The sequence below is a fragment of the Teichococcus coralli genome, from assembly GCF_009829925.1.
Taxonomy (GTDB): domain Bacteria; phylum Pseudomonadota; class Alphaproteobacteria; order Acetobacterales; family Acetobacteraceae; genus Pseudoroseomonas; species Pseudoroseomonas coralli.
This window is the reverse complement of the sequence record NZ_SNVJ01000022.1, coordinates 24,411-50,483: the sequence shown is the minus strand read 5'-3', so window position 1 is coordinate 50,483 and position 26,073 is coordinate 24,411. Positions and strand designations below refer to the sequence as shown.

25 protein-coding genes are annotated in these 26,073 nt (G+C 71.6%); 16 read left to right on the top strand and 9 right to left on the bottom strand.

Translation table 11 applies throughout. From position 1 onward, the window contains the following. Positions 1 to 35: 35 nt before the first annotated feature. Positions 36 to 1,190, top strand: coding sequence for a penicillin-binding protein activator (locus E0493_RS19395; protein WP_160938910.1), 1,155 nt, complete (start codon positions 36 to 38; stop codon positions 1,188 to 1,190). A 38-nt stretch (positions 1,191 to 1,228) separates the two neighbouring features. Next, positions 1,229 to 2,614 (top strand): sensor histidine kinase, encoded by a 1,386-nt coding sequence (locus E0493_RS23830; RefSeq protein WP_160938909.1) that lies wholly within the window; start codon positions 1,229 to 1,231, stop codon positions 2,612 to 2,614. 138 nt (positions 2,615 to 2,752) lie between these two features. On the opposite strand, the gene E0493_RS19385 is transcribed toward E0493_RS23830, so the two are convergent. From E0493_RS19385 to hemW, 4 genes are all read right to left on the bottom strand, one after another. Beyond that, complete coding sequence (locus tag E0493_RS19385; protein WP_160938908.1) at positions 2,753 to 3,313, bottom strand: DinB family protein; 561 nt, start codon at positions 3,311 to 3,313, stop codon at positions 2,753 to 2,755. 23 nt (positions 3,314 to 3,336) lie between these two features. Then, on the bottom strand, positions 3,337 to 4,161 hold the full coding sequence (locus E0493_RS19380; RefSeq protein WP_160938907.1) for a TIGR03915 family putative DNA repair protein: 825 nt from the start codon (positions 4,159 to 4,161) through the stop codon (positions 3,337 to 3,339). Beyond that, positions 4,154 to 5,413: a putative DNA modification/repair radical SAM protein gene (locus E0493_RS19375; RefSeq protein WP_160938906.1), complete on the bottom strand. Its 1,260-nt coding sequence runs from the start codon at positions 5,411 to 5,413 to the stop codon at positions 4,154 to 4,156. The genes E0493_RS19380 and E0493_RS19375 overlap by 8 nt, the downstream gene beginning before the upstream one ends. A gap of 221 nt (positions 5,414 to 5,634) precedes the next feature. Continuing rightward, positions 5,635 to 6,804 carry a radical SAM family heme chaperone HemW gene (gene hemW, locus E0493_RS19370; protein ID WP_160938905.1) on the bottom strand — a complete coding sequence of 390 codons (1,170 nt, stop codon included), beginning with the start codon at positions 6,802 to 6,804 and terminating at the stop codon, positions 5,635 to 5,637. Between the two features lie 324 nt (positions 6,805 to 7,128). Here hemW and miaB point away from each other — a divergent pair, with 324 nt between their 5' ends. The 6 genes from miaB to E0493_RS19340 all read left to right on the top strand — a co-directional run bounded on the left by miaB (position 7,129) and on the right by E0493_RS19340 (position 13,449). Further along, positions 7,129 to 8,541, top strand: coding sequence for a tRNA (N6-isopentenyl adenosine(37)-C2)-methylthiotransferase MiaB (gene miaB / locus E0493_RS19365; RefSeq protein WP_160938904.1), 1,413 nt, complete (start codon positions 7,129 to 7,131; stop codon positions 8,539 to 8,541). Positions 8,542 to 8,582: 41 nt separating this feature from the next. Further along, the gene (locus E0493_RS19360; protein ID WP_160938937.1) at positions 8,583 to 9,668 is read left to right on the top strand and encodes a PhoH family protein; all 1,086 of its coding nucleotides are present in this window, start codon (positions 8,583 to 8,585) and stop codon (positions 9,666 to 9,668) included. After that, positions 9,668 to 10,207 (top strand): rRNA maturation RNase YbeY, encoded by a 540-nt coding sequence (gene ybeY / locus E0493_RS19355; RefSeq protein WP_160938903.1) that lies wholly within the window; start codon positions 9,668 to 9,670, stop codon positions 10,205 to 10,207. The genes E0493_RS19360 and ybeY overlap by 1 nt, the downstream gene beginning before the upstream one ends. Further along, the gene (locus E0493_RS19350; RefSeq protein WP_160938902.1) at positions 10,204 to 11,118 is read left to right on the top strand and encodes a hemolysin family protein; all 915 of its coding nucleotides are present in this window, start codon (positions 10,204 to 10,206) and stop codon (positions 11,116 to 11,118) included. Before ybeY ends, E0493_RS19350 begins: the two co-directional genes overlap by 4 nt. A gap of 188 nt (positions 11,119 to 11,306) precedes the next feature. Next, entirely contained in the window at positions 11,307 to 12,842 is a 1,536-nt protein-coding gene (gene lnt, locus E0493_RS19345) for an apolipoprotein N-acyltransferase (RefSeq protein ID WP_367614551.1), read from the top strand. 157 nt (positions 12,843 to 12,999) lie between these two features. Continuing rightward, entirely contained in the window at positions 13,000 to 13,449 is a 450-nt protein-coding gene (locus E0493_RS19340; RefSeq protein WP_160938901.1) for a helix-turn-helix domain-containing protein, read from the top strand. A 79-nt stretch (positions 13,450 to 13,528) separates the two neighbouring features. On the opposite strand, the gene E0493_RS19335 is transcribed toward E0493_RS19340, so the two are convergent. From E0493_RS19335 to E0493_RS19320, 4 genes are all read right to left on the bottom strand, one after another. Continuing rightward, positions 13,529 to 14,437 carry a lysophospholipid acyltransferase family protein gene (locus tag E0493_RS19335; RefSeq protein WP_160938900.1) on the bottom strand — a complete coding sequence of 303 codons (909 nt, stop codon included), beginning with the start codon at positions 14,435 to 14,437 and terminating at the stop codon, positions 13,529 to 13,531. 77 nt (positions 14,438 to 14,514) lie between these two features. Continuing rightward, positions 14,515 to 15,324, bottom strand: coding sequence for a GNAT family N-acetyltransferase (locus E0493_RS19330; RefSeq protein WP_160938899.1), 810 nt, complete (start codon positions 15,322 to 15,324; stop codon positions 14,515 to 14,517). Continuing rightward, positions 15,321 to 15,836, bottom strand: a complete 516-nt coding sequence (locus tag E0493_RS19325; RefSeq protein ID WP_160938898.1) for a Fur family transcriptional regulator — start codon at positions 15,834 to 15,836, stop codon at positions 15,321 to 15,323. Before E0493_RS19325 ends, E0493_RS19330 begins: the two co-directional genes overlap by 4 nt. 215 nt (positions 15,837 to 16,051) lie before the next feature. Next, positions 16,052 to 16,498 (bottom strand): MucR family transcriptional regulator, encoded by a 447-nt coding sequence (locus E0493_RS19320; protein ID WP_160938897.1) that lies wholly within the window; start codon positions 16,496 to 16,498, stop codon positions 16,052 to 16,054. A gap of 130 nt (positions 16,499 to 16,628) precedes the next feature. On the opposite strand from E0493_RS19320, the gene E0493_RS19315 reads away from it, so the two are divergent. Then, complete coding sequence (locus E0493_RS19315; protein ID WP_160938935.1) at positions 16,629 to 16,889, top strand: sulfurtransferase TusA family protein; 261 nt, start codon at positions 16,629 to 16,631, stop codon at positions 16,887 to 16,889. Here the strand turns inward: E0493_RS19315 and tsaB are convergent. Further along, a complete protein-coding gene (gene tsaB / locus E0493_RS23535; protein WP_235913893.1) occupies positions 16,864 to 18,003 on the bottom strand; it encodes a tRNA (adenosine(37)-N6)-threonylcarbamoyltransferase complex dimerization subunit type 1 TsaB in 1,140 nt (379 codons plus the stop codon). The two genes, E0493_RS19315 and tsaB, sit on opposite strands and share 26 nt — an antisense overlap. A gap of 63 nt (positions 18,004 to 18,066) precedes the next feature. Between tsaB and ddpX the strand changes: the two genes are divergently transcribed. From ddpX to E0493_RS19270, 7 genes are all read left to right on the top strand, one after another. Further along, complete coding sequence (gene ddpX / locus E0493_RS19300) at positions 18,067 to 18,615, top strand: D-alanyl-D-alanine dipeptidase (RefSeq protein WP_160938895.1); 549 nt, start codon at positions 18,067 to 18,069, stop codon at positions 18,613 to 18,615. Positions 18,616 to 18,803: 188 nt separating this feature from the next. Then, the gene (locus E0493_RS19295) at positions 18,804 to 19,424 is read left to right on the top strand and encodes a LolA family protein (RefSeq protein WP_160938894.1); all 621 of its coding nucleotides are present in this window, start codon (positions 18,804 to 18,806) and stop codon (positions 19,422 to 19,424) included. Positions 19,425 to 19,496: 72 nt separating this feature from the next. Further along, positions 19,497 to 20,300 (top strand): gamma-glutamyl-gamma-aminobutyrate hydrolase family protein, encoded by an 804-nt coding sequence (locus E0493_RS19290; RefSeq protein WP_160938893.1) that lies wholly within the window; start codon positions 19,497 to 19,499, stop codon positions 20,298 to 20,300. Between the two features lie 239 nt (positions 20,301 to 20,539). Beyond that, positions 20,540 to 21,346 carry an exodeoxyribonuclease III gene (locus E0493_RS19285; RefSeq protein ID WP_160938892.1) on the top strand — a complete coding sequence of 269 codons (807 nt, stop codon included), beginning with the start codon at positions 20,540 to 20,542 and terminating at the stop codon, positions 21,344 to 21,346. A gap of 232 nt (positions 21,347 to 21,578) precedes the next feature. Continuing rightward, positions 21,579 to 22,598: a UDP-glucose 4-epimerase GalE gene (gene galE / locus E0493_RS19280; protein ID WP_160938891.1), complete on the top strand. Its 1,020-nt coding sequence runs from the start codon at positions 21,579 to 21,581 to the stop codon at positions 22,596 to 22,598. Positions 22,599 to 22,740: 142 nt separating this feature from the next. Next, entirely contained in the window at positions 22,741 to 24,336 is a 1,596-nt protein-coding gene (gene crtI, locus E0493_RS19275; RefSeq protein ID WP_160938890.1) for a phytoene desaturase family protein, read from the top strand. Beyond that, positions 24,333 to 25,928, top strand: coding sequence for a phytoene desaturase family protein (locus E0493_RS19270; RefSeq protein WP_160938889.1), 1,596 nt, complete (start codon positions 24,333 to 24,335; stop codon positions 25,926 to 25,928). The genes crtI and E0493_RS19270 overlap by 4 nt, the downstream gene beginning before the upstream one ends. Positions 25,929 to 26,073: the final 145 nt, after the last annotated feature.

Genomic DNA, 26,073 nt, shown 5'->3' with positions numbered 1-26,073 from the left:
CCCTCTCCTCGTCCCGGCGCGGCCTGACGGCGGCCATGCTGCTCGGCGCCGTTGTGGGCCTCGCGGCCTGCGCGCCGCAAGTCTCCGGCACCGGATACATCCCCCCGCAGGCTGCGGGCCCCGTCCTGCCGCCGCAGCCGGCGCGCGAGAAAGTGGCCCTGCTGCTGCCGCTCTCCGGCGCCAACGCCTCGCTTGGCCAGCCGCTGCTGAACGCGGCGCAACTCGCCCTGTTCGAGCAGGGCGGGCCAGGTTTCGAGTTCCTTCCGCGGGACACCGGCGGCACGGCGAGCGGCGCCGCCGCCGCCGCGCGCAGCGCCATCGGCGAGGGCGCGCGCATCCTGGTCGGGCCGCTGACGGCACAGGAGACGGCGGCCGTGGCGAGCGCCGCGCGCGGCGCCGGCGTGCCGGTGCTGCCCTTCACCAACGACGCCAACCAGGCGGCGCCGGAAGTCTGGCCGTTGGGCCTGACGCCGGAGCAGCAGGTACGCCGCGTGGTGGCCGCCGCGCAGGGCCAGGGCGTGCAGCGCTTCGGCCTCGCCGCGCCGGACGGCGCGCTGGGCCGCCAGATGGCCGCCGCGCTGCGTGGCGCGGCCCGGGATCTTGGCCTGCCCGCGCCGGTGGTGGAACTCTACCCCGCCGCCGCCGCGCCTTCGATCGTGGCGCGTGAGCTGGCGGCGCGCCTCGCCCCCACCCCCGACGCGGCGCCCGGCTCCGGCGTCGAGATGCTGCTGCTGGGCGAGAACGGCGGGCGGGCGCGCGACTTCGTGGGCGGGCTGACCGGGGCGGGCGCCGCGGTGCCGCCGCTGCGCCTCGCCGGCCTCGCGGTCTGGGCCTATGACGACGGCCTGACGCAGCAGCCCGCGCTGGCCGGCGCCTGGTTCCCCGGCCCCGACCCGGCGGCGCACAGCCAGTTCGAGAGCCGCTACCAGGCCGCCTTCGGAGAGCGGCCGGCACGCGTCGCGGGCGTCGCCTATGACGCGGCCGCGCTCGCCGCCCGCGCCATGCGCGAGGCCGCCTCGGGCGGCATGCCGCGCATGCCCGTGGGCGAGGTCGTCCTCGGCGCCGACGGGGCGCTGCGGCTGAACCCCGGCGGCAAGGTGCAGCGGGCGCTGGCGGTCTATGCCCTCTCGCCCGGCGCGCCGGCCGCCCCCGTCGCTCCCGCGGAGCTGCCCGGCGAACTCGGCTACTGAGCCGGGAACGGCAGAACGGGCCACCGCGGAGGAGACGGATGCTGCAGAACGGGCCGGCGCCGGGCCGCTGGCTGGCCTCGGCGGCGCTGATCGGCGGCGTGCCCTTCGCGCTTTTCGCGCTGCTCGCGCTGAGTGGGCAGGCCACGCCGGTGCCGGCGCTGCTCTGCATGGCCGTGACGGCGGGAGCGGCGCTGCTGGTGGCGCGGCTCTGGCTCGGCGGCCTCGCCCGCCTGGCCGCCGTGCTGCGCCGGGCGGCCGATGGGGAGGAGGCCTGGCCGGCGCCCCTGTTCCCGCCCCTGCTGCCGGCCCTTGCCGAGATCTCGGAGGGTGTCGCCCGGCTTGCCCGCAGCCTTGCCGAGCGCGGCGAGCTGGTCGGGCGCATGCGGCGCGCGGATGCGGCCATTCTGGAAAGCCTGCCCGATCCGCTGCTGGTGCTGGGCGACGACCGGGCCGCGCTGCGCGCCAACGCCGCCGCCCGCGCGCTGTTCGGCGTCCGCGCCACCGAGGTGGGGCCGCTGGCGGGCGACACCGCCGCTGCGCTGCGCCATCCCGCCCTGGCCGGGGCGGTGGATCGGGCGCTCGCCGAGGGCACGCCGCAGGCGGTGGACCTCGTGCTGCCCGTGCCGGTGCCGCGCGAGCTGGCCGTGCAGGTGATCCCGCTCGAGCCGCCGCTGGCCGACGGCGGACGGTTGATCGTGCAGCTTTCCGACCGCACGCGCGAGCGCGCGGTGGAGCGCATGCGCGCCGACTTCGTGGCCAATGCCAGCCACGAGCTGCGCACGCCGCTGGCCAGCCTGATGGGCTTCATCGAAACCCTGCGCGGCCCGGCGGAGAACGACCCGGAAGCCCGTGCCCGCTTCCTCGGCATCATGGCCGAGCAGTCCGACCGGATGCGGCGCCTGATCGACGACCTGCTCGGCCTTTCCCGCATCGAGCTGGCCGAGCACCAGGCGCCGACCGGCCGCGTGCCGCTGGCCGAGCTGGCGCGCGGCGAGGCGGAGGCGATGGCGCCGATCCTGGCCACCCGCTCCGTGAAGCTGGTCCTCGCCGTGGATGAAGCGGCGGTGGCCGCCCCGGCCGATGCCGAGCAGCTGGCCCAGGTGCTGCGCAACCTGCTGGAGAACGCCGTTCGGCACGGCAATGCGGGCGGGGAGGTGAAGCTGGCGGTGGAGCGCACCCCCGGCGCCCGCCCCGGCGTGACGTTGAGCGTGACGGATGACGGTCCCGGCATTCCCCGCGAGCACATCCCCCGCCTGACCGAGCGCTTCTACCGCGTGGACAAGGGCCGCTCCCGCCAGGCGGGCGGCACCGGGCTGGGGCTGGCGATCGTCAAGCACATCGTCAACCGCCACCGCGGGCAGTTGCACATCGAGAGCCAGGAGGGGACGGGCGCGACCTTCAGGATCTGGCTGCCGGCGGAATAACAAGGCCAGGGAGGGGAAATGAATTTCCCCCCCTGTCCTCTTCTTTCTTTTGCCAGTTCTGGGCCGCGCTTTCCGCAGGCGCTGGAAACGCGAGGAAGGAAGATGGGGCCTGGAGGAATTCCTTCCCCGGGGCTTTCTTCACTCCCAGATCGTCGCCTCCGTCCAGCCGAGCTCCGCGAATTCCGCCGCGCGCAGCGGCGCCTCGGCCTCGGCGTAGAACTCGTCGAGCTGCGGCGGCGCGACCGAGGTGGCGCTCAGCATGGCATGCGCCTGCCCGCGATGATGGATCTGGTGCTGGAACAGGTGCAGCAGCAGCCGGTCGGCGCGCTCGCGCTGGATGCGCCCGGTGCGGTGGATCGTGATGACGCGGCCGGGGGTGGCCTCGTCCATCGCCCCGCACCAGGCGATCAGGCGGCGGTCCACGGCGGCCTGGGCCGCGTGCAGTTCCGCGACGCCCGGGCAGGGGATGCGCTCGGCCCAGGCGGCGGGGCCGAGCGTGCCCCCCTCCAGCGCGTCCACGTAGAAGTGGTCCACGATCAGGATATGGTTCAGCGTGGCCTGAATGGAGGGAAAGAAGCCGGTGCGCGGCGCCTCGAAGGCCGCCTGGGTGAGGCCGGCGCAGGCGGTCAGCAGGCGGTGGTTGGCCCAGGCATTGTTGTGGGCCATGGAGCGCAGGGCGAGCAGCAGCGAAGGCGGCATGGTTCCCTCCAGGTGGCGCGGGGTCAGTCCTTGCGCCGGCGCCGCGGCCCAGGGGGCTGCGGTTGCGATGCCGGCTCCTGGCCGAGCATGGCGCGCACGCGGCCGGAGGCGCCCTGCATCAGCGCAGGGATGATCCGCGCCTCCGGCAGGTTCTTCCAGTACTTCTTGGGCATCTCGGCGCGCATGGCGTCGGGCTTCAGGCGGGCGGGGTTGAAGATGCTGGCGAAATAGGTGCGCCAGAGGTCCTCGGCCGCGTCGTCGGCAGGGGCGTCGGCGCGGCGGGCGCCCTCGGCGAAGCGGATCTCGGCACCGTCCCAATGGGCGCAGCGGCGCGGCGTCAGGATGGACCAGCGCAGCGCGGCGAAGCGGCGCTGGAAGAAGCCGGCCTCGGCCTCGACGATGTGGTGCTCGGGCTCGAACCAGGCGACGGAGCGGGGCCCTTCCGGCGTGTCGATCTCCCGGAAGCGGAGAAAGGCGTGCATCTTGTGGGCGTCGCGCTTCACCGCGCGGGCCATGGCCTCCAGCCGGGCCATGCGCGGCTCGGTGGGGGTGCGCAGCAGGCCGGGGGCGCGGCGCGCATCCCAGAGCAGGCCGTAGAGCAGCGCGAAGCGCTCAGGGTCGCTGTGCCGGGCGGCACGCTCCGCCATCTCCAGGAAGTCGCGCGGCACGGGCGGAATGGCGCTCTGAGCTGGCACGTCGGGCGGCGGCGGGCCGGCAAAGAGGCCGGCGGGCTCGGCCGGGCTGTGCCAGGAAACGGCCTCTGGCGGGATGCCGGCCCCCAGCAGGCCGCGCGCCGCCTCCCGCCAGCCGGCGAAATCGGCAGGGCTTTCCAGCGTGACGCTATACATCGAGCGCGAGCTGTCGCGGCTTCGCGGCCTGGGCAAAGGCGCTCGGCGCCAGGAGCTGCCGCCGCAGCCCTGCGGAATCGAGCTGGCCCCGCGCCGGGCGGTGGTCGGGCGCCAGGATGAAGGGCGAGACCTTCTTCAGCGGCACCCGCAGCCGCGCCAGGTCGGCCAGCCGCACGGAGGAATACCGCCGCGCCGCCAGGATGCGGTCCACGTTGCGCGCGCCGAGGCCAGGGATCCGCAGCAGCGCCTCCCGCGAGGCGCGGTTCAGGTCAAGCGGGAACAGCGCGCGGTGCTTCAGCGCCCAGGCCAGCTTGGGGTCCAGCTCCAGGTCGAGCATGCCCCCTTCCCCGCCGGCCAGGATCTCCTGCGTCTCGAAGCCATAGAAGCGCAGCAGCCAGTCGGCCTGGTAGAGCCGGTGCTCGCGCAGCAGCGGCGGCGGAGCGGGCGGCAGCTTGGCGGAAGCGTCGGGAATGGGCGAGAAACCGGAGTAGTAGACCCGCTTCAGGCCGAACTTCTTGTAGAGCGCGTCGCTGGTGCCGAGGATGTGGCGGTCGTCGCTGTCATCGGCGCCGACGATCATTTGGGTGGACTGCCCGGCGGGGGCGAAGCGCGGCGGCGCGGCGCGGGTGGGCGTGCGCCGCGCCTCCTTCGCCTCGGCGATATGGCCGGACAGGTTGCCCATGGCGCCGTGGATGCCCGCCAGGTCCTTCTCCGGCGCCAGTTCCTTCAGGCTGCGCACCTGCGGCAGCTCGATGTTGATCGAGAGCCGGTCCGCCCAGCGCCCCGCCTCCGCCAGCAGCTCCGGCGCCGCGTCGGGAATGGTCTTGAGGTGGATGTAGCCGAGGAAGCCGTGCTCCTCGCGCAGCGTCCGCGCGACGCGGATCAGCTGCTCCATCGTGTAGTCGGAGGAGCGGATGATGCCGGAGGAGAGGAACAGCCCCTCGATGTAGTTGCGCCGGTAGAAGGCCAGCGTCAGCCGGACCAGCTCCTCCACGGTGAAGCGGGCGCGCCGGACGTCGGAGGACTTGCGGTTGATGCAGTAGGCACAGTCGAAAATGCAGGAATTGGTCAGCAGCACCTTCAGCAGCGAGACGCAGCGGCCATCCGGGGCATAGGCGTGGCAGATGCCCATGCCTTCCGTGCTGCCGAGACCGCCGGCGCGGGAATCCCGTTTCTCCGTGCCGGACGACGCGCAGGAGGCGTCGTACTTGGCCGCGTCGGCCAGCAGGGCGAGTTTGGCGCGGAGGTCCATGGCGGCAGTCCGGGAGGGGATCACGTTCTTTATATGTTCCCGATCTGGAATCCGCCAAGGAAGGCTGGGGGAAGGAATTCCCCCAGACCCCCATCTTTTTTCTGCCAGGCTCCAGGTACTGCCTTCGGCCGAGGCATGAGCGCGGATAGCCCGCGCCGCCAACTGACAGAAAAGCAAGAAGCGGGGGATCGGGGGAGAATTCCTTCTCCCCCGGTCCTGCCTCACCGCAGCAGCGACGGCAGCAGCAGGTCGAGCCGCAGGCGTCCCTCCCAGGTGGTGGCCAGCGCGCCCTCCGGCGTCCAGCGCAGGTAGTCCTCGTCCAGGCAGGCGGCGAGGATGGCCGGGTCCACCGCCTCGGCCAGCGGAACGCCGGTGCGGGCCAGCAGGCGGTCGGGATGGACGCCCTCGCTCAACCGCAGCCCCATCAGCAGGGCCTCGCGGGCGCGGTCGGTGGGCGACAGGGTCTCGGTGCCGGTGATGGCATGGCCCTCCGCCTCGACGCGCGCCAGCCATTCCTCCGGGCCACGATGGCGACGGGCGGCGACCAGCCCCTCCTTCAGCAGCAGGCGCTGATGCGCCCCGGCGCCGATGCCGATGGTGTCGCCATAGCGCCAGTAGGCGAGGTTGTGCCGGCTCTCCGCCCCGGGCCTGGCGTAGTTCGAGACCTCGTAGGGCCGCAGGCCGAAGCGGGCGGCCTCCTCGCCGGTGGCGAAGTAGAGCGCGGCGGCCGCCTCGTCGTCCGGCAGGGCGAAGGCGCCGCGGGCGTATTCGGTGGCGAAGCGCGTGCCCGGCTCGATGGTGAGCTGGTAGAGCGAGAGGTGGTCGGCGGCCAGCGCCAGAGCCTGCCGCAGCTCGGCGCGCCAGGCGGCCTCCTGCTGGCCGGGGCGGGCGTAGATCAGGTCGAAGGAAAGACGCGGGAACAGCGCCCGCGCCGCCTCCAGCGCGGCGATGGCCTGCGGCACGTCATGCCGGCGGCCGAGGAAGCGCAGCGCCTCCGCATCAAGCGACTGCACGCCGAGGCTGGCGCGGTTCACCCCGGCGGCGCGCACCTCCGCCAGCCGCGCCACCTCGACGCTGCTGGGGTTGGCCTCCAGCGTGATCTCGATCTCCGGCACCGGGTCGAAGAGGCGGGTGGCGTCGCTGATGATGTCGGCCACCACCTCGGGCGGCATCAGGCTGGGCGTGCCGCCGCCGAAGAAGATCGAGGCGAGCGGCCGGCGCCCCTGCCCTTCCGCCTCCAGCCGGACGGCCTCGAAGGCCAGCTCACGGCGCAGCGCGGCGCCGAAGCGGGCTGCGTCCACCCGCTCGCGAACATGGCTGTTGAAGTCGCAGTAGGGGCACTTGGCCGCGCAGAAGGGCCAATGCACGTAAAGGGCGAGCGGCTCGGACATGGGCGGGGATATGGGCGCGGCGGGGTGGCCGCGTCGAGGGCGGGACGAACGGGGGCAGGCATGCCGCGAAGCGGGCTCGGGGGGGTTTGCCCAAAACGTCATGTTCGCCGCGTCGGTTTGCCTTGACCGGCCAGGGCGGCATCCGCGAGCATCCTCCCACATGATGCGCCCTGGATCGCAGACGGATTCCGCGGTCTCGGGGAGCCTGGCCGCTTGACCCGCGGCCACGCGCCCCGCACATCCGCCCGCGACGCCGCCCCCCATCGGGGTGGCCCCGGCCGGCTTGTGCCGCCGGGTTCCGCAGCCCCGGGTTCCCTCCGCGTCATGACCTCTTCCCTGCCTGCCCAGGATCGCCCCATCTTGTCCGAGACTGCCGGCTCCCCCCGCAAGCGGCTCTACATCCGCACCTGGGGCTGCCAGATGAACGTCTATGACAGCGGCCGCATGGCCGACGTCCTGGCGCCACTCGGCTACGGCCCCGCCGAGACGCCGGAGGAGGCCGACATGGTCATCCTCAACACCTGCCATATCCGCGAGAAGGCCTCGGAGAAGGTGTTCTCCGATCTCGGCCGCCTGCGCCTGCTGAAGCAGGAGAAGGAGGCGGCCGGGCAGCGGATGGTGCTGGCCGTGGCCGGCTGCGTCGCCCAGGCCGAGGGCGCCGAGATCACCGCCCGCGCCCCCTGGGTGGACCTCGTGCTGGGGCCGCAGACCTATCATCGCCTGCCGGAGATGGTGGCCCGCGCCAGCCGCGCCGCCGGCGCCCAGATCGAGACCGACTTCCCGGTGGAGCAGAAGTTCGACCATCTGCCCGACGCGCAGGGGCAGCAGGGGCCGGTCGCCTTCCTGACCATCCAGGAGGGCTGCGACAAGTTCTGCTCCTTCTGCGTGGTGCCCTATACCCGCGGCGCCGAGTTCAGCCGGCCGGCCGCCGCCATCGTCGCGGAGGCCCGGCGGATGGTGGCGCGCGGCGCGCGGGAGATCGCGCTGCTCGGCCAGAACGTGAACGCCTGGCACGGCGAGGCGCCCGATGGCTCCACCTGGGGCCTGGCGCGGCTGATCCATGCCCTGGCCGAGATCGATGGGCTGGCCCGCATCCGCTACACCACCAGCCACCCGCGCGACATGGATGACGCGCTCATCCGCGCGCATGGCACCGTGCCGCAGCTGATGCCCTTCCTGCACCTGCCCGTGCAGAGCGGCTCGGACAAGATGCTCCAGGCGATGAACCGCGGCCACGAGGCGGAGCTGTTCTTCCGCCTGGCCGACCGGCTGCGCGAGGCGCGGCCGGACCTGGCGCTCTCCTCCGACTTCATCGTGGGCCATCCCGGCGAAACCGCCGAGGACCATGCGGCGACCATGCGGCTGGTGGAGAAGGTCGGCTTCGCCCTGGCCTACAGCTTCAAGTACTCGCCCCGTCCCGGCACCCCCGCCGCCGACCAGCCCTTCCAGGTGGCCGAGACGGTCAAGGACGAGCGGCTGCAGGAGCTGCAGGCCCTGCTCCGCCGCCAGCAGGACGATTTCAACCGCGCCTGCGTCGGCCGTGAGTGCGACGTGCTGATGACCGGCGCCGGGCGGCACCCGGGCCAGGTGGCCGGACGCACGCCCTGGCTGCAACCCATCCATGCGATTGGCCCGGAAGGCCTCGCGGGACAGGTGGTGAGGGTGCGAATCACCGCAGCGCACCCCAATTCTCTCTCCGCAACCTTGCTCGACGAGAAGGAGCTTGCCTGCGCTTGAGCAACACCGCCTCCATCGCGCTTCGCGCCGATGCCCGCAACCTGAGCCGCCCCCCGGCGGCTGACACCGTGTCCGAAGCCCGGACCGTCACGCTGCAGTTCGAGGACAACGCGCTGCTGCCGTTGCTGTTCGGCGAGCATGACCGCCATCTGGCCCGTATCGAGCAGCGACTGGGGATCCGGCTGGCCAGCCGGGGCAACCGGCTCTCGATCATCGGCGCGGCCGAGGCGACGGGGATCGCCGAGACGGCGCTGCGCAGCCTCTGGATGCGGCTGGAGCGGGGCGAATCGGTCGGCATGGCCGAGGTGGAGGCGGCGCTGCGCCTGGCGGAGGGCGCCCCTGCGGCGCCGGCCAGCGGGGACGAGCCGCGCCTGCCGCTGGCGGACCTGCCGGCGATCCGCACCCGCAAGGGCGCCATCGCGCCGCGCAGCCACGCGCAGGCGGCCTACATGGACCAGCTCGCGCGGCAGGACATGGTCTTCGGCATCGGCCCGGCTGGCACCGGCAAGACCTATCTCGCCGTGGCCCAGGGCGTGGCGCTGCTGCTGGCCGGACGGGTGGACCGCATCGTGCTCTCCCGCCCGGCCGTCGAGGCCGGCGAGCGGCTGGGCTTCCTGCCCGGCGACATGAAGGAGAAGGTGGACCCCTATCTCCGCCCGCTCTACGACGCCCTGCACGACATGATGCCGGCCGACCAGGTGCAGCGCCGCATCACCTCGGGCGAGATCGAGATCGCGCCGCTGGCCTTCATGCGCGGCCGAACGCTGGCGCATTGCTATGCCATCCTGGACGAGGCGCAGAACACCACGCCGGCGCAGATCAAGATGTTCCTCACCCGCATGGGCGAGGGCACGCGCATGGTGATCACCGGCGATCCCACCCAGGCCGACCTGCCGCCCGGGCAGAAGTCCGGCCTGGTGGAAGCGCTCGCCATCCTGGACGGGGTGGACGGCATCGGCGTCTCGCGCTTCGCGGAGGCCGATGTGGTGCGGCATCCGCTGGTGGCGCGGATCGTGGCCGCGTATAACCGTGCCGATCAATCGGCCGGGGGCCCCGCCGCCAGAGTGGGCGGCGCGGGCGGACGGCGCCGTGACGGGACTCCTCCCGCGCGGCAGGAAGGAGAATGATGGAACCGGGAAGTCTGTCGCCCGGCCGCGATAGCGTGGCCGGGCATCCCACACCGGAGGTCGTCGTCGTCATCGACGCTCCGGCATGGCGTGCGGCCGTGCCCCGCGCCGAGGATCTGGCGCGCCGCGCCGCCGAAGCCGCCTGGGCCGAGATGCTCGGCGACGGCTTCCCCCTCGACCATGCCCCGATCGGCGCCCCCTCCGGCAGCATGACCGTCCTGCTGACGGACGACCGCGCGGTGAAGCGCCTGAACGGCCGGCACCGCGGCAAGGTCAAGCCGACCAACGTGCTTTCCTTTCCTGGCGAAGGCTTCGGCCACCTGGGCGACATCGCCCTGGCGCTCGGGGTGGTGCGGCGCGAGGCGCGCGGCGCCAGCCGTCGCGTCGCGGCGCATCTGGCGCATCTGGTGGCGCATGGCACGCTGCACCTGGGCGGCCACGACCATGTCGAGGCCGGCGAGGCGCGCCGCATGGAGCGCGCCGAGGCGCGCATCCTTCGCCGCCTTGGCATGCCCAATCCCTGGCGGGGCGTGACATGAGCGAGACCCGCGAGACCCGGGAGGGCATCCTCTGGCGCCTGCACGGCCTGCTCCGCCGCCGCTCGGCCGAGACGGTGCGCGACCAGATGGAGGCCCTGGTCGAGGGGCGCGACCCCGAGGAGGCGCATGAGCACGACGGCCCGCCCCGCCCGGAGCTGGATGCGCAGGAACGCGCCATGCTGCGCAACGTGCTCAAGCTGCGCGGCAAGGCCGCCAGCGACGTGATGGTGCCGCGCGCCGACATCGTCGCCATGCCCGAGGACCTGACCCTGGAGCAGGCCATCCGCCTGATCCAGCGCGAGGGCCACAGCCGCTTTCCCGTCTATCGCGAGCAGCTCGACGATATCGTCGGCATGGTCCACATCAAGGACGTGTTCGCCAGCGTCGGCCGCGAGGGTCCGTTCAGCATGGCGGCGGTGCTGCGCAGGCCGCTCTTCGTGGTGCCCTCCGTGCCGGTGCTGGACCTGCTGCTGCAGATGCGCCAGCAGCGCATGCACCTGGCGCTGGTGGTGGACGAATACGGCGGCATCGACGGGCTGGTGACCATCGAGGACCTGGTCGAGACCATCACCGGCGACATCTCCGACGAGCATGACGAGGACCGCCCGCCGCAGTTCGTGGAGCGGCCGGACGGGCTGATCGACCTCGACGCCCGCACGCCGATCGACATCTTCGAGGAGCGCATCGGCGAGGTGCTGACCGAGGACGAGCGCGAACAGGACATCGACACCGTGGGCGGGCTGGTCTTCACCCTGGCGGGCCGCGTGCCGGCCAAGGGGGAGCTGGTGTCCCACCCCTCCGGGCTGGAGTTCCGCGTGCTCGACGCCGATGCGCGCCGGATCCGCCGCCTGCGCATCCGGCGGCCAGGCGCGCATAGCGGGCCGGCGCCCGCACGGGTGGCGGCGGAGTAGGACGGCTGGGGGAAGCAGTTCCCCCAGACCCTCTTCTTTTTTCTTCGCGTCGTGTGCTCGCGGAAAGCACGGCCGCAACCGGGTGAAAAGAACTCCCCGGAGCTTTCTCCCCGCCCTCTCGCCGGTGAAGCCCCTTTGGGCTACCCCCTTTCAGGCCGACACCTCTCCTGAAACAGGGTTTCCCCCGCGTGCTTTCCAAGATCTCCCGCCTGACCGGCCGCCGGGCCCTGCTTGCTGCCTTCGGCCTGGGGGCGCTCGGCGCCCTCGCCATGCCGCCGCTCTACGCCGTGCCGGTGCTGCTGCTGGCGGTTCCGGGCCTGCTCGCCCTGCTGGACGGTGCCGGAAGCGGGCGCAGGGCCGCGCTTCTGGGCCTGTGCTGGGGCTGGGGCCACCATATTGTCGGGCTCTACTGGATCAGCCACGCCCTGCTGACCGACCCATGGCGCTGGGGATGGCTGGTGCCGATCGCCGTGCCCGGGCTGGCCCTGCCGCTGGCCGCCTATGTCGCCGTCGCCGCGGTCGTCGCCTGGCGGGCGCGGCCGGGCTGGCGACGCTGGCTGGCGCTGGCTGGCGCCTGGGTGGTGATGGAGTGGTTGCGCGGCCTGCTCTTCACCGGCTTCCCCTGGAACCTCATGGGCTCGGCCTGGGCCTTCGATGCGCTGCCGATCCAGGGCGCCGCCTGGTTCGGCGTGTACGGCCTCTCGCTGGCCACCATGCTGCTGGCCGGCCTGCCATGGCTTGGCCGGCGCGCGATGATGGGTGGCGCGCTGGCGCTGCTGGTGCTCGCGGGCCTCGGCGCGGCGCGGCTGGCCGGCACAGAGCCGCCCCCCCGGCCGCTGTCGGTGATGCTGGTGCAGGGCAACATCCAGCAGGAGGCGAAGTGGCGCGAGGACCAACGCTGGCCGATCTTTCGCCGCTATCTCGAACTGACCCAGCAAGGCGCCGCCCGCGCACCCTCCGACCGCCGGCTGGTGGCGATCTGGCCGGAGACGGCAAGCCCGTTCCTGCTGCCCTCCGACGCCGCGGCGCGCGACTATGCCGCCCGCACCCTGCCACCGGGCGGCATCCTGCTGGCCGGCTCGGTGCGCGCGGAATGGGGCGCGGACGGGCGGCTGAGCCACCTCTTCAACAGCCTTTCGGCGGTGGACGCGGAGGGGCGGCTGCTGGGTGTCTACGACAAGGCGCATCTGGTGCCCTTCGGCGAATACATGCCGCTGCGCGGGCTGATCCCGATCCGGATCGTTCAGGGCGGCGCGGATTTCGGCGCGGGCCCCGGTCCCGTCGCGATGGAACCCGGAGGGCTGCCGCCCTTCAGCCCACTGATTTGTTATGAGGTCATCTTTCCGGGAGCCATCGTCCCGGCACAGCGGCCGGACTGGCTGCTGAATATCACCAACGATGCCTGGTTCGGCTTCTCCGCCGGCCCGTACCAGCACCTCGCGGCGGCCCGCCTGCGCGCGGTCGAGGAGGGGCTTCCCCTCGCCCGCGCCGCGCAAACCGGCGTTTCCGTCGTGTTCGACGCGCATGGCCGGACGGTGGCACGGCTCGGCCTGGGCGAACGGGGCACCGTGGTGGCTCCGTTGCCGGCTCCGCTGCCGCCAACCCTCTTTGCGCGCGTCGGCAACATTGGCGCGTTATCCCTGGCGGTTTTGATCCTCCTGGTTGCGTTTTTCCGGGGATCGCCTACGAAAGACCGGTCAAATGCGGGCCGCGGCGTCGCTTAATTGAGATTTCTCGAAAGAGTTGACAAAACCTTGCCGGACCCTTACTCAGATTTTCATGGATGCAAGGCGAAGGTCAGCCGGGTAACGCCGCCGCGAAGGTGTAGGCAAACCCAGAGCAACCGGGCGCGGTGCTGCACATTGTGGCGGAGGTTTGCATATGCCCAGCGATGATGTGGTGGAGCGGAGCGAGCGGGAACATCGGCCGAGCCCGATCGATGTTCACGTTGGCAGCCGAGTACGGCTGCGGCGCACGCTCCTCGGTATGAGCCAGGAGAAGCTGGGCGAGGCTCTTGGCCTTACCTTCCAGCAGGTCCAGAAGTATGAGCGCGGCGTGAACCGGATCGGCGCCAGCCGGTTGTTCGACCTTGCCCGCGTGCTGGACGTTCCGATCGGCTTCTTCTTCGACGACATGCCGGACGCGATGGGCGGCAACACGGCGCTGCGCAACCGCCTGAACGGCTTCGCCGAGCATCAGGAAGGCTTCGAGGACGACACGCTGCACAAGCGTGAGACGCTTGAACTGGTGCGGGCCTACTACCGGATCACCGAGCCTTCCGTCCGCAAGCGCGTCTTCGACCTGATCAAGAGCCTGGCGCCGACCGACTGAAGATCGCGCCGGCGCCCGCAGCGGCGGCGCCGAAGCGATCAAAGGCGTGGCGGACGCAGTTCCTCGCGCCTTTCCGTGTTCAGCGCGGCAAGGCGGCCAGGGGCGTTGCCACCCGGTTCTGCCGGAGCACCGCAGCGCCTTCGGCGACGACCTCCTCCACGGCCTGCGTCAGCACCTTGCGGTTGCGAAAGGCACGCGGATCCAGCGGTTGGTGGAGCAGAACCGTCACGTGCCCGCCCGGGCGGCATGCCAGGCGCCAGAAGTGGCTGCCGATGTCCATGTCCCCGTACCAGGCGAAGTGGGGGCGGTCCCGCCGGCGCGCCGGCAGGCCACCGATACGGTCGTACACCACCGAGATCGGCTGCACCGCGACCGCCGCATCCGCCACCGCCAGAAAGGAGGAGCGGAAGGGCAGCACGCGCGCGCCGTCATTGCTGGTGCCCTCGGGAAAGAGGATCAGGCTGTCCCCGGCGCCCAGGCGCTGCCGCATCGCATCGGCCTCCTCGCTCGTGCGGCCGCGGCTGCGGCTGACGAAGACCGTGCGCCCGAGCCGCGCCACGGTGCGGATCAGCGGCCATGTGCCGACCTCCGCCTTGGCGACAAAGGGCGCCTCCAGCACGCTGCCGAGCACCAGGATATCCAGCCAGGAGGAATGGTTGGAAAGGAACAGGGCGGGCGCCTCGCGGCACACCTCGCCCACCACCTGCACGCGCAGGCCGATCAGCCGGCACATCACCGCATGGTATGAGCGGGCGAAGCGCCGCTTGCCGCTTCCGGGAAGGAGGAGCAGCACGAGCTGCACGGGGATGCAGAGCAGCGTCCAGATCAGAACCGACACGAGGCGCCGCGTGGCGCGCACCCGGCCCGCACCCGGCGAAGCGGGCGCCAGCAGCAGGCCGGCATCCTGGACCTCCGGCCGCAGCCAGGAGGGGGCGCGCTGGCGCGACGGAGGTGGCTCATCCAGCGGAACGGGAACAGGAACCTGCATGACCAAGCCGGATAGCGGAGCCGTCCTCCCAGAACAATGTCGGCCGCGTGTCTCCGGCATGACAGCGGAAGGGCGGCTCAGTCGCGGCCGCCGATCTTGCGCTCGTAGTGGCGGCTGTACTTCTCGGTGACCAGCTCGGTCTTGACCACCACGCAAACATCGGTGGTGTTGAACTGGCTGTCGATGACGGCGCCCTCGCCCACGAAACCGCCGAGTCGCAGGTAGCCTTTCATCAGCGGCGGCAGGTCGGCCAGCGCGGCGCGCGGGTCCACGGCGGCGGGGTCCAGGCGGTCCATCGCCACGTAGCGATCAGGAATGGCGCGCGGGCGCAGTTCCGGCGGCGCCAGGTGGTGCGCGTGCAGATAGGTCAGGGGGGCGGCCAGCCGGTCCAGGTCGGTGCCGGGCAGGCTGGCGCAGCCGAACATCAGCGCGATCTGGTGCTTGGAGATGTAGGCGGCGATGCCGGACCAGAGGAGCTGCATGGCCGCCCGGTTGCGGTAGCGCGCGTCCACGCAGGAGCGGCCGAGCTCCAGCACGTTGCCGGGCTGCGCCAGCAGCGGCCCGATGTCGTATTCCGAGGCGGAGTAGAAGCCGCCAATGCGCTCGGCCGCCGCGCGGCGGATCAGCCGGTAGGTGCCGACCACCGCGTCGGCACCCTCGCCCCGGTCATAGTCGAGCACCAGGAGATGGTCGGCCACGTCGTCGAAAGCGTCGCAGTCACGCTCCGCCGCGGCGGTGACGGCATCGGGATGGGCGCCCATCTCGCCGTAGAAGATGCGGTAGCGCAGCGCCTGCGCCGCCTCCACCTCCGCCGCGTCCACCGCGATGCGGACGCCGAGATTGCCGATGCGCAGCTCGCCGAAGCCGGTCGCCGCATCATGGCTCATGCGGCGTCGCCCCCGCGCCGGCGCGGTGCCCGCCGCGCCCCGTCCCTCGCAGGCTCGGCCGCGGGGCGGCGGCCGAACAGCTCCAGCCGGTGACCGATCAGCTCGTATCCCAGCCGGGCGGCGATCGCCTTGGCCAGCGCCTCGTGCTGCTCGTCGGAGAACTCGATGACCTTGCCGCTGTCCACGTCGATCAGGTGGTAGTGGTGGCCGTGGTCGGTGGCCTCGTAGCGCGCGCGGCCGCCGCCGAAGTCGTGCCGCTCCAGGATGCCCTTCTCCTCCAGCAGGCGCACCGTGCGGTACACCGTGGCGATGGAGACGCGCGCATCAAGCGCGAGGGCGCGGCGGTACAGCTCCTCCACGTCCGGATGGTCCACGGCCTCGGACAGGACGCGTGCGATCAGCCGGCGCTGCCCGGTCATCTTCAGGCCCCGCTCGATGCACAGCCGCTCGATCCGCAAGGGATCGGGCGCGGCGTCGGCGGCGGGGCGGGGCGTGTCGGTGCGCGTGTCCATCGGGTTGGTCGGGTGCTCTCCTGTGCCGGCGGGAAGGGAGGGCCCTACCCGCCCGCACGCATTATGACACGACGCTCAGGCGCGCCATACCGCACCCTGCGGCGCGTCCGGAGCGCCCGCGGAGGCGCCGGGGCGCCCCGAGGCCTGAACAACGCTGGCTTGCCATCTTCGGCACGAGGAGGCAAGGCGGGCGATGGCCGGCCTGGAGCCGCCGCTCAGGCGGTGGCCGCAGCCCGGCGCGGCCGGGCGGGACGCGGCTTCGTACCCAGGCCGATCTTCTTGGCAAGCGAGGAGCGGTGCCGCGCATAGTTCGGCGCCACCATGGGGTAGTCGGGCGGCAGGCCCCAGCGCTCGCGATACTGTTCGGGCGTCATGTCATAGGCTGTCTTGAGATGCCGCTTCAACATCTTCAGCTTCTTGCCGTCTTCCAGGCAGACCAGATAGTCGTCGTGGACCGACTTCTTCACCGGCACGGCGGGCTGCGGGCGCTCGACCGGCGGCGGCGCGGCAACAGGCGCGGTGCCGAGGCCGGAGAGCGTGCGGTGCACCTGCTCGATCAGCGTCGGCACATCAGCCAGGGGAACCGAGTTGTTTGAGACATGGGCAGCCACAATCTGTGCTGTCAGTCCCAGAAGTTCACGCCCGTCCTGTTCTTCGGACATCCCCAAGCCTCACAAAAACCATCCGGTACAGCCACGACGTGTATCTCGCCTTGACTTGCCAAAGCATATCGTCAGCCGCGACCGTTTCGCAATATCCCATCCGCGTAAAATTCCAGCCGCAGGCAAATCGATGGAAAATACAGCGCCCGAAGAAAATCTTTTCCACCAAGCTCTCGACATAACAGGAGAAACTTGTCCCATGACATTTGTCCGCACCCGCCTGGCGCTGGACCGGATGACGGAGGGGCAGGTTTTGCTGGTGAAGTTGCGCGGCGAAGAGCCTCGTCAGAATGTTCCGCGCACGGCCACCGAGCAGGGACATGCCGTTCTCGGGCAACGGGAAATGCCCGACGGCAGCCTGCAGGTCAGGATCCGCAAAGGCGGCGGCTGAGCACCAGCGCATCGCTGCCATCTGGGTAGTAGCGGCGGCGGCGGCCGACCTCCACGAAGCCCGCCGCGGCGTAGAGGGCGCGGGCGGCGGGGTTGGCGGTGGAAACCTCCAGGAACATCTGCCTGGCGCCGGCCGCCTCCGCCACGCCCAGCGCCGCATCCAGCAGCGCCCGCCCGACGCCCTGCCGGCGGGCGGCGGGAAGCACGGCCAGGGTCAGCACTTCCGCCTCGTCCGCCGCGGCGCGCACGAGGATGAAGCCCTTCCCCGGGCTGTGCAGGGCGAAGGCGCCGGGCATTTCCAGCATCAGGCGCAGCGCCTCGGCGCCCCAGGCCTCGGCGGGCGGAAAGGCCGCGCCGTGCAGCGTCGCGAGGGTCGGGGCGGCCTCCGGCCCGGCGGAGCGCGGTTCAGGCACCGGGCGGCCGCACCGCCGGCGGCTCGACATAGAGCGGCAGGGCGGCACGGGGCGCCAGGCGCCCGGCGAGGCGCAGCGCCGCCACCGCCGCAACNGCGCCAGGCGCCCGGCGAGGCGCAGCGCCGCCACCGCCGCAACGGCGGCGGCGTCCGGCAGGAGGCTTCCGGTCAGCGCGGCCGGGATTTGGCGGGCGGCGAGCGCCTCGGCCGCCGCCGCGGCGGCATCGCCCACCAGCGCCACCGCGCCCTCCGGCACCGGCAAGGCGTCCAGGGTGAAGGGTTCGGGCGGGCCAAGCGGCGCGTCGGCACCGGGAGCGAAGCGCTCCAGCAGCACGCGGCCCCGCCTGGTGTCGATCACCGACCATACGCTCTGCCCGGCACGCAGCGCCGGCGGCAGGGCGGCAACCAGCGCCTCCCCCGTGGTCACGCCGATGGCGGGGCGGCCGGCGGCCAGCGCCAGCCCCTGCGCAAGGGCCAGCGCGGCGCGCAGGCCGGTGAAGCCGCCAGGCCCCACCACCGCGGCCACCGCGTCCAGCGCAGCCGCTTCCAGGCCCGCCTCCGCCAGCACCCGCGCCACCATCGGCGGCAGCGCGACGGCCTGGCCGCGCGCGCCCTCCGCCGCCGCGGCGGCGAGCACCTGCCCATCCGCCCACACCGCCGCCGAGGCCCGCGCCAGCGCGCCGTCCAATGCCAGGATCCGCATACGGCGCTGCATAGGGCAGATCGGCCGGCGACGGAACCGCGCGCGGGTGGCAGGATGCGCGCCATGCTGCTGCCCATCACCGGGGAGGATGGATTCATCCTCGACCTCCGCTACGCCACGCCGGACAACCTGACCGGGTCGCCCATCTATACCCGCCCTGTCGCGCTGCTGCTGCCCGCGGCGCGCGAGCGCCTGCTGCACGCCCGCGACCTGGCCGCGCGGCTCGGTTTCCGCCTCAAGGTGTTCGACGCCTTCCGCCCGGTGGAGGCGCAATGGGCGCTGTGGAACGCCGTCGAGGACAAGCGCTTCGTGGCCGACCCGCGTGCCGGGGGCGTGCATCCGCGCGGCGCGGCGGTGGACCTGACGCTGTGCGACGCCGCAACAGGCGCCGAGTTGCCGATGGGCACCGGCTTTGACGCCACCGTGCCGGAATCGGCGCATGGTCATGCGGGGGTGCCGGCGGAGGATCAGCGCAACCGGGCACTGCTGCTCGGGCTGATGACCGCCGCGGGCTGGGACCACTACAAGCTGGAGTGGTGGCACTACCAGCTGCCGCAGGCGCGCGGCTTCCCGGCGCTGACGGCCGCCGCCGTGCCGGGCGGCCCGATGTAGCCAGGGCCCGACGTAGCAAGGGAAGGCTCGGGGCAAGGAATTCCCCCGGAGCCCCTTCTCCTTTCCACCAGCCCGACGCGGCGCTTTCCGCCAGCATGCCGCACGCGAAGAAAACGGATGGGGGGGCGCATGAGGGGAATTCGTGCGGCCAGCTTTCTTTCCTGCCGGCCGAGGGCCAGATTGGCAGCATGTTCCGACGCACCCTGCTCGCCGCCGCCGCGACCCTGCCCTTCCTGCCCCATGGCGCCGCCGCCCAGAGCCCGCAGCGGGCGGCGCTGCTGGCGCGGATCGAGGCCTATCTCAACAGCATCACCACCATGCGGGCGCATTTCCTGCAGATCGCGCAGAACGGCGGCGTCGCGGAGGGCACCGCATTCATCGCGCGCCCGGGCCGCATGCGCTTCGACTACGAGCCGCCGGAGCCGCTGCTGCTGGTCGCCTCGGACGGCCAGTTCCTCTACTACGACCGCGAGCTGAAGCAGCCCACGGTGGTGCCGGTGGGCTCCACCCCCCTTGGCCTCCTGCTGCGGACGCAGATCCACTTCGGCGGCGACGTTGAGGTCATGGCGGTGGAGCGCAGCGGCGGCTTCGTCGGCGTGACGCTGCGCCGCCGCGACGCGCCGGCCGAAGGGCGGCTGACGCTGATCTTCGCCGAGGAGCCGCTGGAGCTGCGGCAGTGGATCGTGGTGGACAGCCAGGGGCGGCAGACGCGCGTCAGCCTCAGCGCCATCGAAACCGGCATGAAGCTCGACAAGCTGCTCTTCACCTTCAACGATCCCCGCTTCTTTGAGCAGGAGGGCAACCGCTGACGCAGGGCTGGCGCCACAAAGCGGCACGAATCGTGACTTGATCGCGCCGCTTTGAAGGGCGATTTTTCCGGCATGCGCCCCCTCATTGGCATCCCCTGCTGCATGAAGGCCTTCGGGGCCTTCGCCATGCCGAACCACGCGGTATCGGACCACTACATCCAGGTGGTTCTCGGGCCGGTCGGCGGCGTGCCGATCCTCGTTCCCGCGGCGGGAGAGGGCGCTGCGGCAGAAATCCTGCCGCGGCTGGACGGGCTGCTGCTGACCGGCAGCCGCTCCAACGTGCAGCCGGACCTTTATGCCGGCCCGCCTCATCTCGATGGCACGCCGGAAGATCCGGCACGGGACGCCACCACCCTGCCATTGATTCGCGGCGCCCTGGAGAATGGCGTGCCGCTGCTGGCCATCTGCCGGGGATTCCAGGAGTTGAACGTGGCGCTTGGCGGCACGCTGGATCAGCGCATCCAGGATCTTCCGGGCCGCATGGACCACTCCACGCCCTCGGACCAGGCCTTGCCCAGGGTCCGCACCGGCAAGGCGCATGCCGTGCGGGTCGCGCTGGAGGGCGAGCTGGCACGCCACTGGGCGGGGCTGGACTGGCTGCCGGAGGCGGTGCCGGTGAACTCGCTGCACAACCAGGGCGTGGCAACGCTGGCTCCGCGCCTTGTCGCCGAGGCCTGGGCGCCGGACGGGACCATCGAGGCGGCGCGCGTCGGGAAGGCCCGCGATTTTGCCCTTGGTGTGCAATGGCACCCTGAATATGATTGGCCGAAGGACATGCTCTCGCGGCGCCTGTTCCAGGCTTTCGGCGAGGCAGCGCGGCGCCATCAGGGCGTCAGCGGCGGAGCGGTGCTGGCCGCCTCCCTCGCGGCAGAGTGAGCGAGCCGCTCCTGAGGTTTTTCATTCAAACGTTTTTGAATTCCACCAAAAAACCCTTATTTTTTGTGCGGTAGATGCCATTCTGATAGATGGGTGGCTAGTCCCCATAGCCAAACCCGACCATTCCCTCCAGGAATGTACCCCCCCGGCGCCCGGTCACCCCCCTGACCGGGCGCCTCCATTTTCGGCGCCCTGCAACCCCTGGCCCTCGCCGGCATTACATCCTATCCCTTCCCGCCATGCCCACGCTCCGCATCGTCACCTGGAACATCAACTCCGTCCGCCTGCGCCTGCCGCTCCTGACGGACCTGGTTCGCGACCTGGCACCGGACGTGATCTGCCTGCAGGAGACGAAATGCCCGGACGAACTGTTCCCGCATGAAGGCGTTGCCGGCCTTGGCTTCCCCTACCGCGCCGTCCGCGGCATGAAGGGCTACAACGGCGTCGCCGTCCTTTCCCGTATCCCGCTCGCCATCCGCGAAGGCGATCCGGACTGGTGCGAGAAGGGCGATTGCCGCCATCTCGGCGTGACGCTGGACGTGCCCGGCGGGCTGGACCTGCACAATTTCTATGTTCCCGCCGGCGGGGACGTGCCGGATCGCGCCGCCAACCCGAAATTCGCCCACAAGCTTGACTTCCTGGCGGAGGCGACCGCCTGGAACCAGGCGCGTGGTCCGGCGCGCCGTGCCGTGATGCTTGGCGACCTCAACATCGCGCCGCTGGAGCATGACGTGTGGAGCCACCGGCAGATGCTCGGCGTGGTTTCCCATACCCCCGTCGAGGTGGAGGCTCTGGCCAGCTGGCAGCAGGCCGGGGCGTGGCATGATGCGCTCCGCCACTTCGTGCCGCCCTCCGAGAAGCTCTACACCTGGTGGTCCTATCGCGCAAAGGACTGGGCGGCCGCCAACCGGGGCCGCCGCCTGGACCATATCTGGGTGAGCCAGGACCTGGCGGGCAGCCTGAGCGGCTGCGACGTGCTCAGGGCCGCGCGAGGCTGGGCCCAGGCGAGCGACCATGTCCCCGTCATGGCGGAGATGAAACTCTAGCTAGCCGGAAGTTGAAGCACGCAGGTTGCCCACCTGGATCAGAATTTGATGCGGTTGCAGGCATTTGAGCGGAGGCGCTTTTGCCCTTTGGGTTGAATTCCCTAACCGCAGAAGCGCGGCACCGTATATCCTGCGGCACGGCACCGCCCACTTCGCCTCTCGAACTTCTTCAGCAACGAAGCGGGGGCCTCGCAGCTTTTTCGTCGGGGCTACCAGCAACAAGGGATCTATGATGGCGCGTTTCCTGGTCACGGGCGGAGCCGGCTATGTCGGCAGCCATGTCGTCCTCGCCCTGCGGGAGCGGGGGGATGAGGTCGTCGTGGTGGACGATCTCCGGCAAGGACATCGCGCCGCCGTGCCAGCGGATACGGAGCTGGTGGTCGCGGACGTCGCCGACAGCCGGGCGCTGGCGGAGGTCTTCGCCGCTTGGCGGTTCGACGGGGTGCTGCATTTCGCCGCCCTGTCCCTGGTTGGTGAAAGCATGCGCGATCCGTTGCGCTATCTCTCCGAGAACCTTTGCAACACGCTGGCCGTCGCGGATGCCGCCGTGAAGGCCGGTTGCAGGCGCTTTGTGCTCTCCTCCACCGCCGCGCTGTTCGGCAACCCGGAAACCACGCCGATTGACGAGACCGCGCGGCTGGCGCCCACCTCCGCCTATGGCGAGTCCAAGCGCATGGCCGAGGCCGGGCTGGACTGGGCGGACCAGGTGCATGGGCTCCGCTCGGCCGCGCTGCGCTATTTCAACGCCGCCGGCGCGGACCCGCAGGGTCGGCTGGGCGAGGATCATCATCCCGAGACGCACCTGATCCCGCTCGCCATCAATGCGGCCCTCGGGCTCGGGCCGGAGCTGACGGTGTTCGGCACCGACTATCCGACCCCCGACGGCACCTGCATCCGCGATTACGTGCATGTGACCGACCTGGCCGATGCCCACTTGCGCGTCCTCGACGCGCTCGAGGACGGGCCGAGCGTCCGCTACAATGTGGGCAATGGCCAGGGGCACTCCGTGCGCGAGGTGCTCGATGCGGTGGAGCGCGTCTCCGGGCGACGGGTGCCGCACAGCATCGGCCCGCGCCGCGCGGGCGACCCGGCGGTGCTGGTGGCCTCCAACGAGCGGCTGCGGCGCGAAACCGGCTGGGTGCCCCGCTACGCCGCGCTGGATGACATCGTGCGCACCGCCTGGGCCTGGCGGGAGGCGCATCCGCGCGGCTACGACAGTCGGCGCCAGGGGCCGGCGGCGCAGGCCGCCTGAGGGAAGGCGCCGCATCCGGGCCGGCGGGGATGCCGGCCTGCCGGAGCGATGAAGTGGTGGTGCGCGTGCGCTTCCACCCTTGGCAAGCCGCGCTGCGACCGCACCTGTTCTTACCAATCCGACAGGCGATCGCAGATCCGGCATGACCCTTCCGCTGACCTCCCCTGCCCTTCGCCGCTCCCGGCGCCATGCCATCGTCATCGGCGCCGGGCCGGGCGGGCTGGCCGCCGCCATGCTGCTGGCGGCCCGCGGCCTGCGGGTCACCGTGCTGGAAAAGGACGGGGTGGTGGGCGGCCGAAGCCGCACCCTCACCACGCCCGAGGGGTACCGGTTCGATCTCGGGCCCACCTTCTTCCTTTACCCGCGCATCCTGGAGGAGATCTTCGCCAGTTGCGGCGCCTCCCTGCGCGACGAGGTGGCGCTCGCCCGGCTGGACCCGCAGTACCGTCTGATTTTCGGCGGCGCCGCCGGGCCCGTGCTGGACGCGACGCCCGATCTCGCCCGCATGGAGGCCGAGATCGCCAAGCTGGACCCGGCCGACGCACGCAACCTCCGCCCCTTCCTCGCCAGCAACCGGGCCAAGCTGGAAGCCTTCCGCCCCGTGCTGGAACGCGGCTTCTCCTCGGCCGCCGACCTTTTCGGGTGGGACATGCTGAAGGCGCTGCCGCACCTGCGGCCGCATCTCTCGGTGGATGCGGAGCTGCGGCGCTTCTTCCGCGATCCGCGCACCCGGCTGCTCTTCTCCTTCCAGACCAAGTACCTGGGGATGAGCCCCTTCCGCTGTCCCAGCCTCTTCACCATCCTTTCCTTCCTGGAATACGAACACGGGGTCTTTCATCCGCTGGGCGGCTGCGGCGCCGTGGCGACGGCGATGGCGCGCGTGGCCGAGCGGCTGGGCGCCGAGATCCGCCTCAATGCCCCGGTGGAGCGCATCGCCTTCGATGGGCGGCGCGCCGTGGGCGCCGCCGTCGGCGGCAGCTTCCTGCCGGCCGATGCGGTGGTGATGAACGCCGATTTCGCCCATGCCGCGCCGCAGCTGATCCCGGATGCGCTGCGGCGCCGCTGGTCCGACCGGCGCATCGCGGGGGCGCGCTATTCCTGCTCCACCTTCATGCTCTACCTTGGCGTGGAGGGGCGCTTCCCGCAGCTTGCGCACCACACCGTGCTGCTGGCCGAGGACTACCGGCGCAACCTGCGGGAGATCGAGACCGGGCTGCTGCCGGACGAACCCTCCTTCTACCTGCACAACCCGGTGGCCACCGACCCTTCCATGGCGCCGGAGGGGCACAGCAGCCTCTACCTCCTGGTGCCCGTCGCCAACCTGCGTGGCACCACGGACTGGCAGGCCACCGCGCCCGCCTTCCGGGCCGAGGCGCTGCGTCGGCTCGCCAGGCTCGGCTTGCCGGACATCGAATCGCGCATCCGCTACGAGCGCATGGTGACGCCGGTGGACTGGCAGGAGCAGTTCGCCGTCGGCTACGGCGCCACCTTCAACCTGGCTCACGACCTCGGCCAGATGCTCAACTTCCGCCCGGGCAACCGTTTCGCCGGCACGGAGGGGCTGTACCTCGTGGGCGGCGGCACGCATCCCGGCAGCGGCCTGCCGGTGATCTACGAGGGCGCGCGGATCAGCAGCAACCTGTTGCTGCGCGACCTTGGGCTGGAGGGTGTCGAGACCGCGCTGCCGGGGCTGGAACCGGTGCGCCAGCCGGGCAAGGGCAAGGAGATGGTCGCATGAGCACGTCGCATGTGGTGGTGATCGGCGGCGGGCTGGGCGGCCTTGCCGCGGCGGCGGTGACAGCGGCGCGCGGGCACCGCGTCACGCTGTTCGACAAGAACCCCTGGCTGGGCGGCAAGGCCGCGGTGCTGAACCTGCCCGGGCAGGGGACAGGAAGCCCGGAGGGGGCCAACAGCGGCTTCCGCTTCGACATGGGGCCGACCATCCTGACCATGCCGCGCGTGCTGCGCCGCATCTTCGCCGAGGCCGGGCGCGACCAGCAGGCCGAGCTGCCGCTGATCCGGCTCGACCCCCAGTGGCGCTGCTTCTTCGAGGACGGCACGCAGATCGACCTGATGCAGGACGTGCCGGCCATGGCAGCCTCCATGGACCGCTTCGCCGCCGGGAACGGGGCGGGCTACCGCCGCTTCCAGGAGGTCGCCCGCAAGCTGCACGACGTTTCGGAGAAGTTCTTCTTCTGGAAGCCGGTGGAGGGCATCACCGACACGCTGGATTTCCGCGCCAATCTCGACCCCAACACCATGCGGGACGTGCTGGCGCTGCGCATGGGCCAGACCGTGGCGAAGGTGATCCGCGGCCACGTGCCGGATGCGCGGCTGGCACAGATGCTTGACCACTACACGCAGTATGTCGGCTCCTCGCCCTACCTGGCGCCCGCCGTGCTCTGCGGCATCGGCGACATGCAGGCGGCGGAAGGCATCTGGTACCCCAAGGGCGGCACCCGCGCGGTGGCCGAGGGGCTGGCGAGGCTGGCCGCCTCCCTCGGCGCCGACCTGCGGCCCGGCACCGAGGTGACCGGGCTGGAGATCGAGAACGGCGCCGTTCGTGCGGTGAAGGCCGGCGGGGAGCGCATCGCCTGCGACGCCGTGATCTCCAACATGGACGCCATCCGCACCTATGGCGAGCTGGTCGGCGGCGGCGCGGCGCGGAAATACAGCCGCAGGAAGTTCGAGCCGGCCTGCTCGGGCGTGGTGCTCTATCTCGGCCTCAGCCGGCGCTATGAGCATCTGGCGCACCATGACTTCGTCTTCTCGCGCGACGCGGAGGAGGAGTTCGACGCCATCTACAAGAAGGGCGTGCCGGCGCCCGACCCGACCGCCTATCTCGCCGCTCCCGCCGCCACCGACCCCACCGTCGCGCCGGAGGGCGGCGAGGCGCTCTACGTGCTGGTGCACACGCCGCATCTCCGCCCCGGCCAGGACTGGTCCCGGATGCTGCCGGAATACCGCCGCACCATCCTGGACAAGCTGAAGCGCACGGCGGGGATGGAGGACATCGAGGAGCGCATCGTGGTGGAGCGCGCGCTGACGCCGCAGGACATCCACGAGCGCTACAAGGTGCTGGACGGCGCCATCTACGGGATCGCCAGCCACGGGCGCTTCACCGGCGCTTTCAAGCCGGGCAACCGCTCGCGCGCGGTGCAGGGGCTCTACCTCGCCGGCGGCGCGGCGCATCCCGGGCCAGGCATGCCGATGGTGATGATGTCCGGCTGGATCGCGGCCGACGCACTGGACCGCGACCTCGGCGGACGCGGCATGGACGCGGCCGCCGACCGGGCGGGCCAGCGGGAGGCGCGTCTGGCGGCCGAGTGACGCGCGTGAGCGACCCGTCAGGGCCAAGGGGGCGCCGCCCTCCTGAACCCCCGCCGGGACCCCCCGCCGGGGAGACACTGTCTCCCCAGAGCCCGCCGTCTGTGGCACGAACGGCGAGGCTCGGGGAGGGCAGCCTCCTTCCCGC

Coding starts and splice junctions, on each gene's coding strand:
- E0493_RS19395 (WP_160938910.1), top strand. CDS start 36: ATGCTGCTCGGCGCCGTTGTGGGCCTCGCGGCCTGCGCGCCGCAAGTC.
- E0493_RS19325 (WP_160938898.1), bottom strand. CDS start 15,836: ATGGACACGCGCACCGACACGCCCCGCCCCGCCGCCGACGCCGCGCCC.
- E0493_RS19290 (WP_160938893.1), top strand. CDS start 19,497: ATGCGCCCCCTCATTGGCATCCCCTGCTGCATGAAGGCCTTCGGGGCC.
- E0493_RS19315 (WP_160938935.1), top strand. CDS start 16,629: ATGGAAAATACAGCGCCCGAAGAAAATCTTTTCCACCAAGCTCTCGAC.
- E0493_RS19340 (WP_160938901.1), top strand. CDS start 13,000: ATGCCCAGCGATGATGTGGTGGAGCGGAGCGAGCGGGAACATCGGCCG.
- E0493_RS19270 (WP_160938889.1), top strand. CDS start 24,333: ATGAGCACGTCGCATGTGGTGGTGATCGGCGGCGGGCTGGGCGGCCTT.
- E0493_RS19320 (WP_160938897.1), bottom strand. CDS start 16,498: ATGTCCGAAGAACAGGACGGGCGTGAACTTCTGGGACTGACAGCACAG.
- E0493_RS19330 (WP_160938899.1), bottom strand. CDS start 15,324: ATGAGCCATGATGCGGCGACCGGCTTCGGCGAGCTGCGCATCGGCAAT.
- E0493_RS19350 (WP_160938902.1), top strand. CDS start 10,204: ATGAGCGAGACCCGCGAGACCCGGGAGGGCATCCTCTGGCGCCTGCAC.
- hemW (WP_160938905.1), bottom strand. CDS start 6,804: ATGTCCGAGCCGCTCGCCCTTTACGTGCATTGGCCCTTCTGCGCGGCC.
- E0493_RS19375 (WP_160938906.1), bottom strand. CDS start 5,413: ATGGACCTCCGCGCCAAACTCGCCCTGCTGGCCGACGCGGCCAAGTAC.
- E0493_RS23830 (WP_160938909.1), top strand. CDS start 1,229: ATGCTGCAGAACGGGCCGGCGCCGGGCCGCTGGCTGGCCTCGGCGGCG.
- miaB (WP_160938904.1), top strand. CDS start 7,129: ATGACCTCTTCCCTGCCTGCCCAGGATCGCCCCATCTTGTCCGAGACT.
- E0493_RS19380 (WP_160938907.1), bottom strand. CDS start 4,161: ATGTATAGCGTCACGCTGGAAAGCCCTGCCGATTTCGCCGGCTGGCGG.
- E0493_RS19285 (WP_160938892.1), top strand. CDS start 20,540: ATGCCCACGCTCCGCATCGTCACCTGGAACATCAACTCCGTCCGCCTG.
- ddpX (WP_160938895.1), top strand. CDS start 18,067: ATGCTGCTGCCCATCACCGGGGAGGATGGATTCATCCTCGACCTCCGC.
- galE (WP_160938891.1), top strand. CDS start 21,579: ATGGCGCGTTTCCTGGTCACGGGCGGAGCCGGCTATGTCGGCAGCCAT.
- ybeY (WP_160938903.1), top strand. CDS start 9,668: ATGGAACCGGGAAGTCTGTCGCCCGGCCGCGATAGCGTGGCCGGGCAT.
- E0493_RS19335 (WP_160938900.1), bottom strand. CDS start 14,437: ATGCAGGTTCCTGTTCCCGTTCCGCTGGATGAGCCACCTCCGTCGCGC.
- E0493_RS19295 (WP_160938894.1), top strand. CDS start 18,804: ATGTTCCGACGCACCCTGCTCGCCGCCGCCGCGACCCTGCCCTTCCTG.
- E0493_RS19385 (WP_160938908.1), bottom strand. CDS start 3,313: ATGCCGCCTTCGCTGCTGCTCGCCCTGCGCTCCATGGCCCACAACAAT.
- crtI (WP_160938890.1), top strand. CDS start 22,741: ATGACCCTTCCGCTGACCTCCCCTGCCCTTCGCCGCTCCCGGCGCCAT.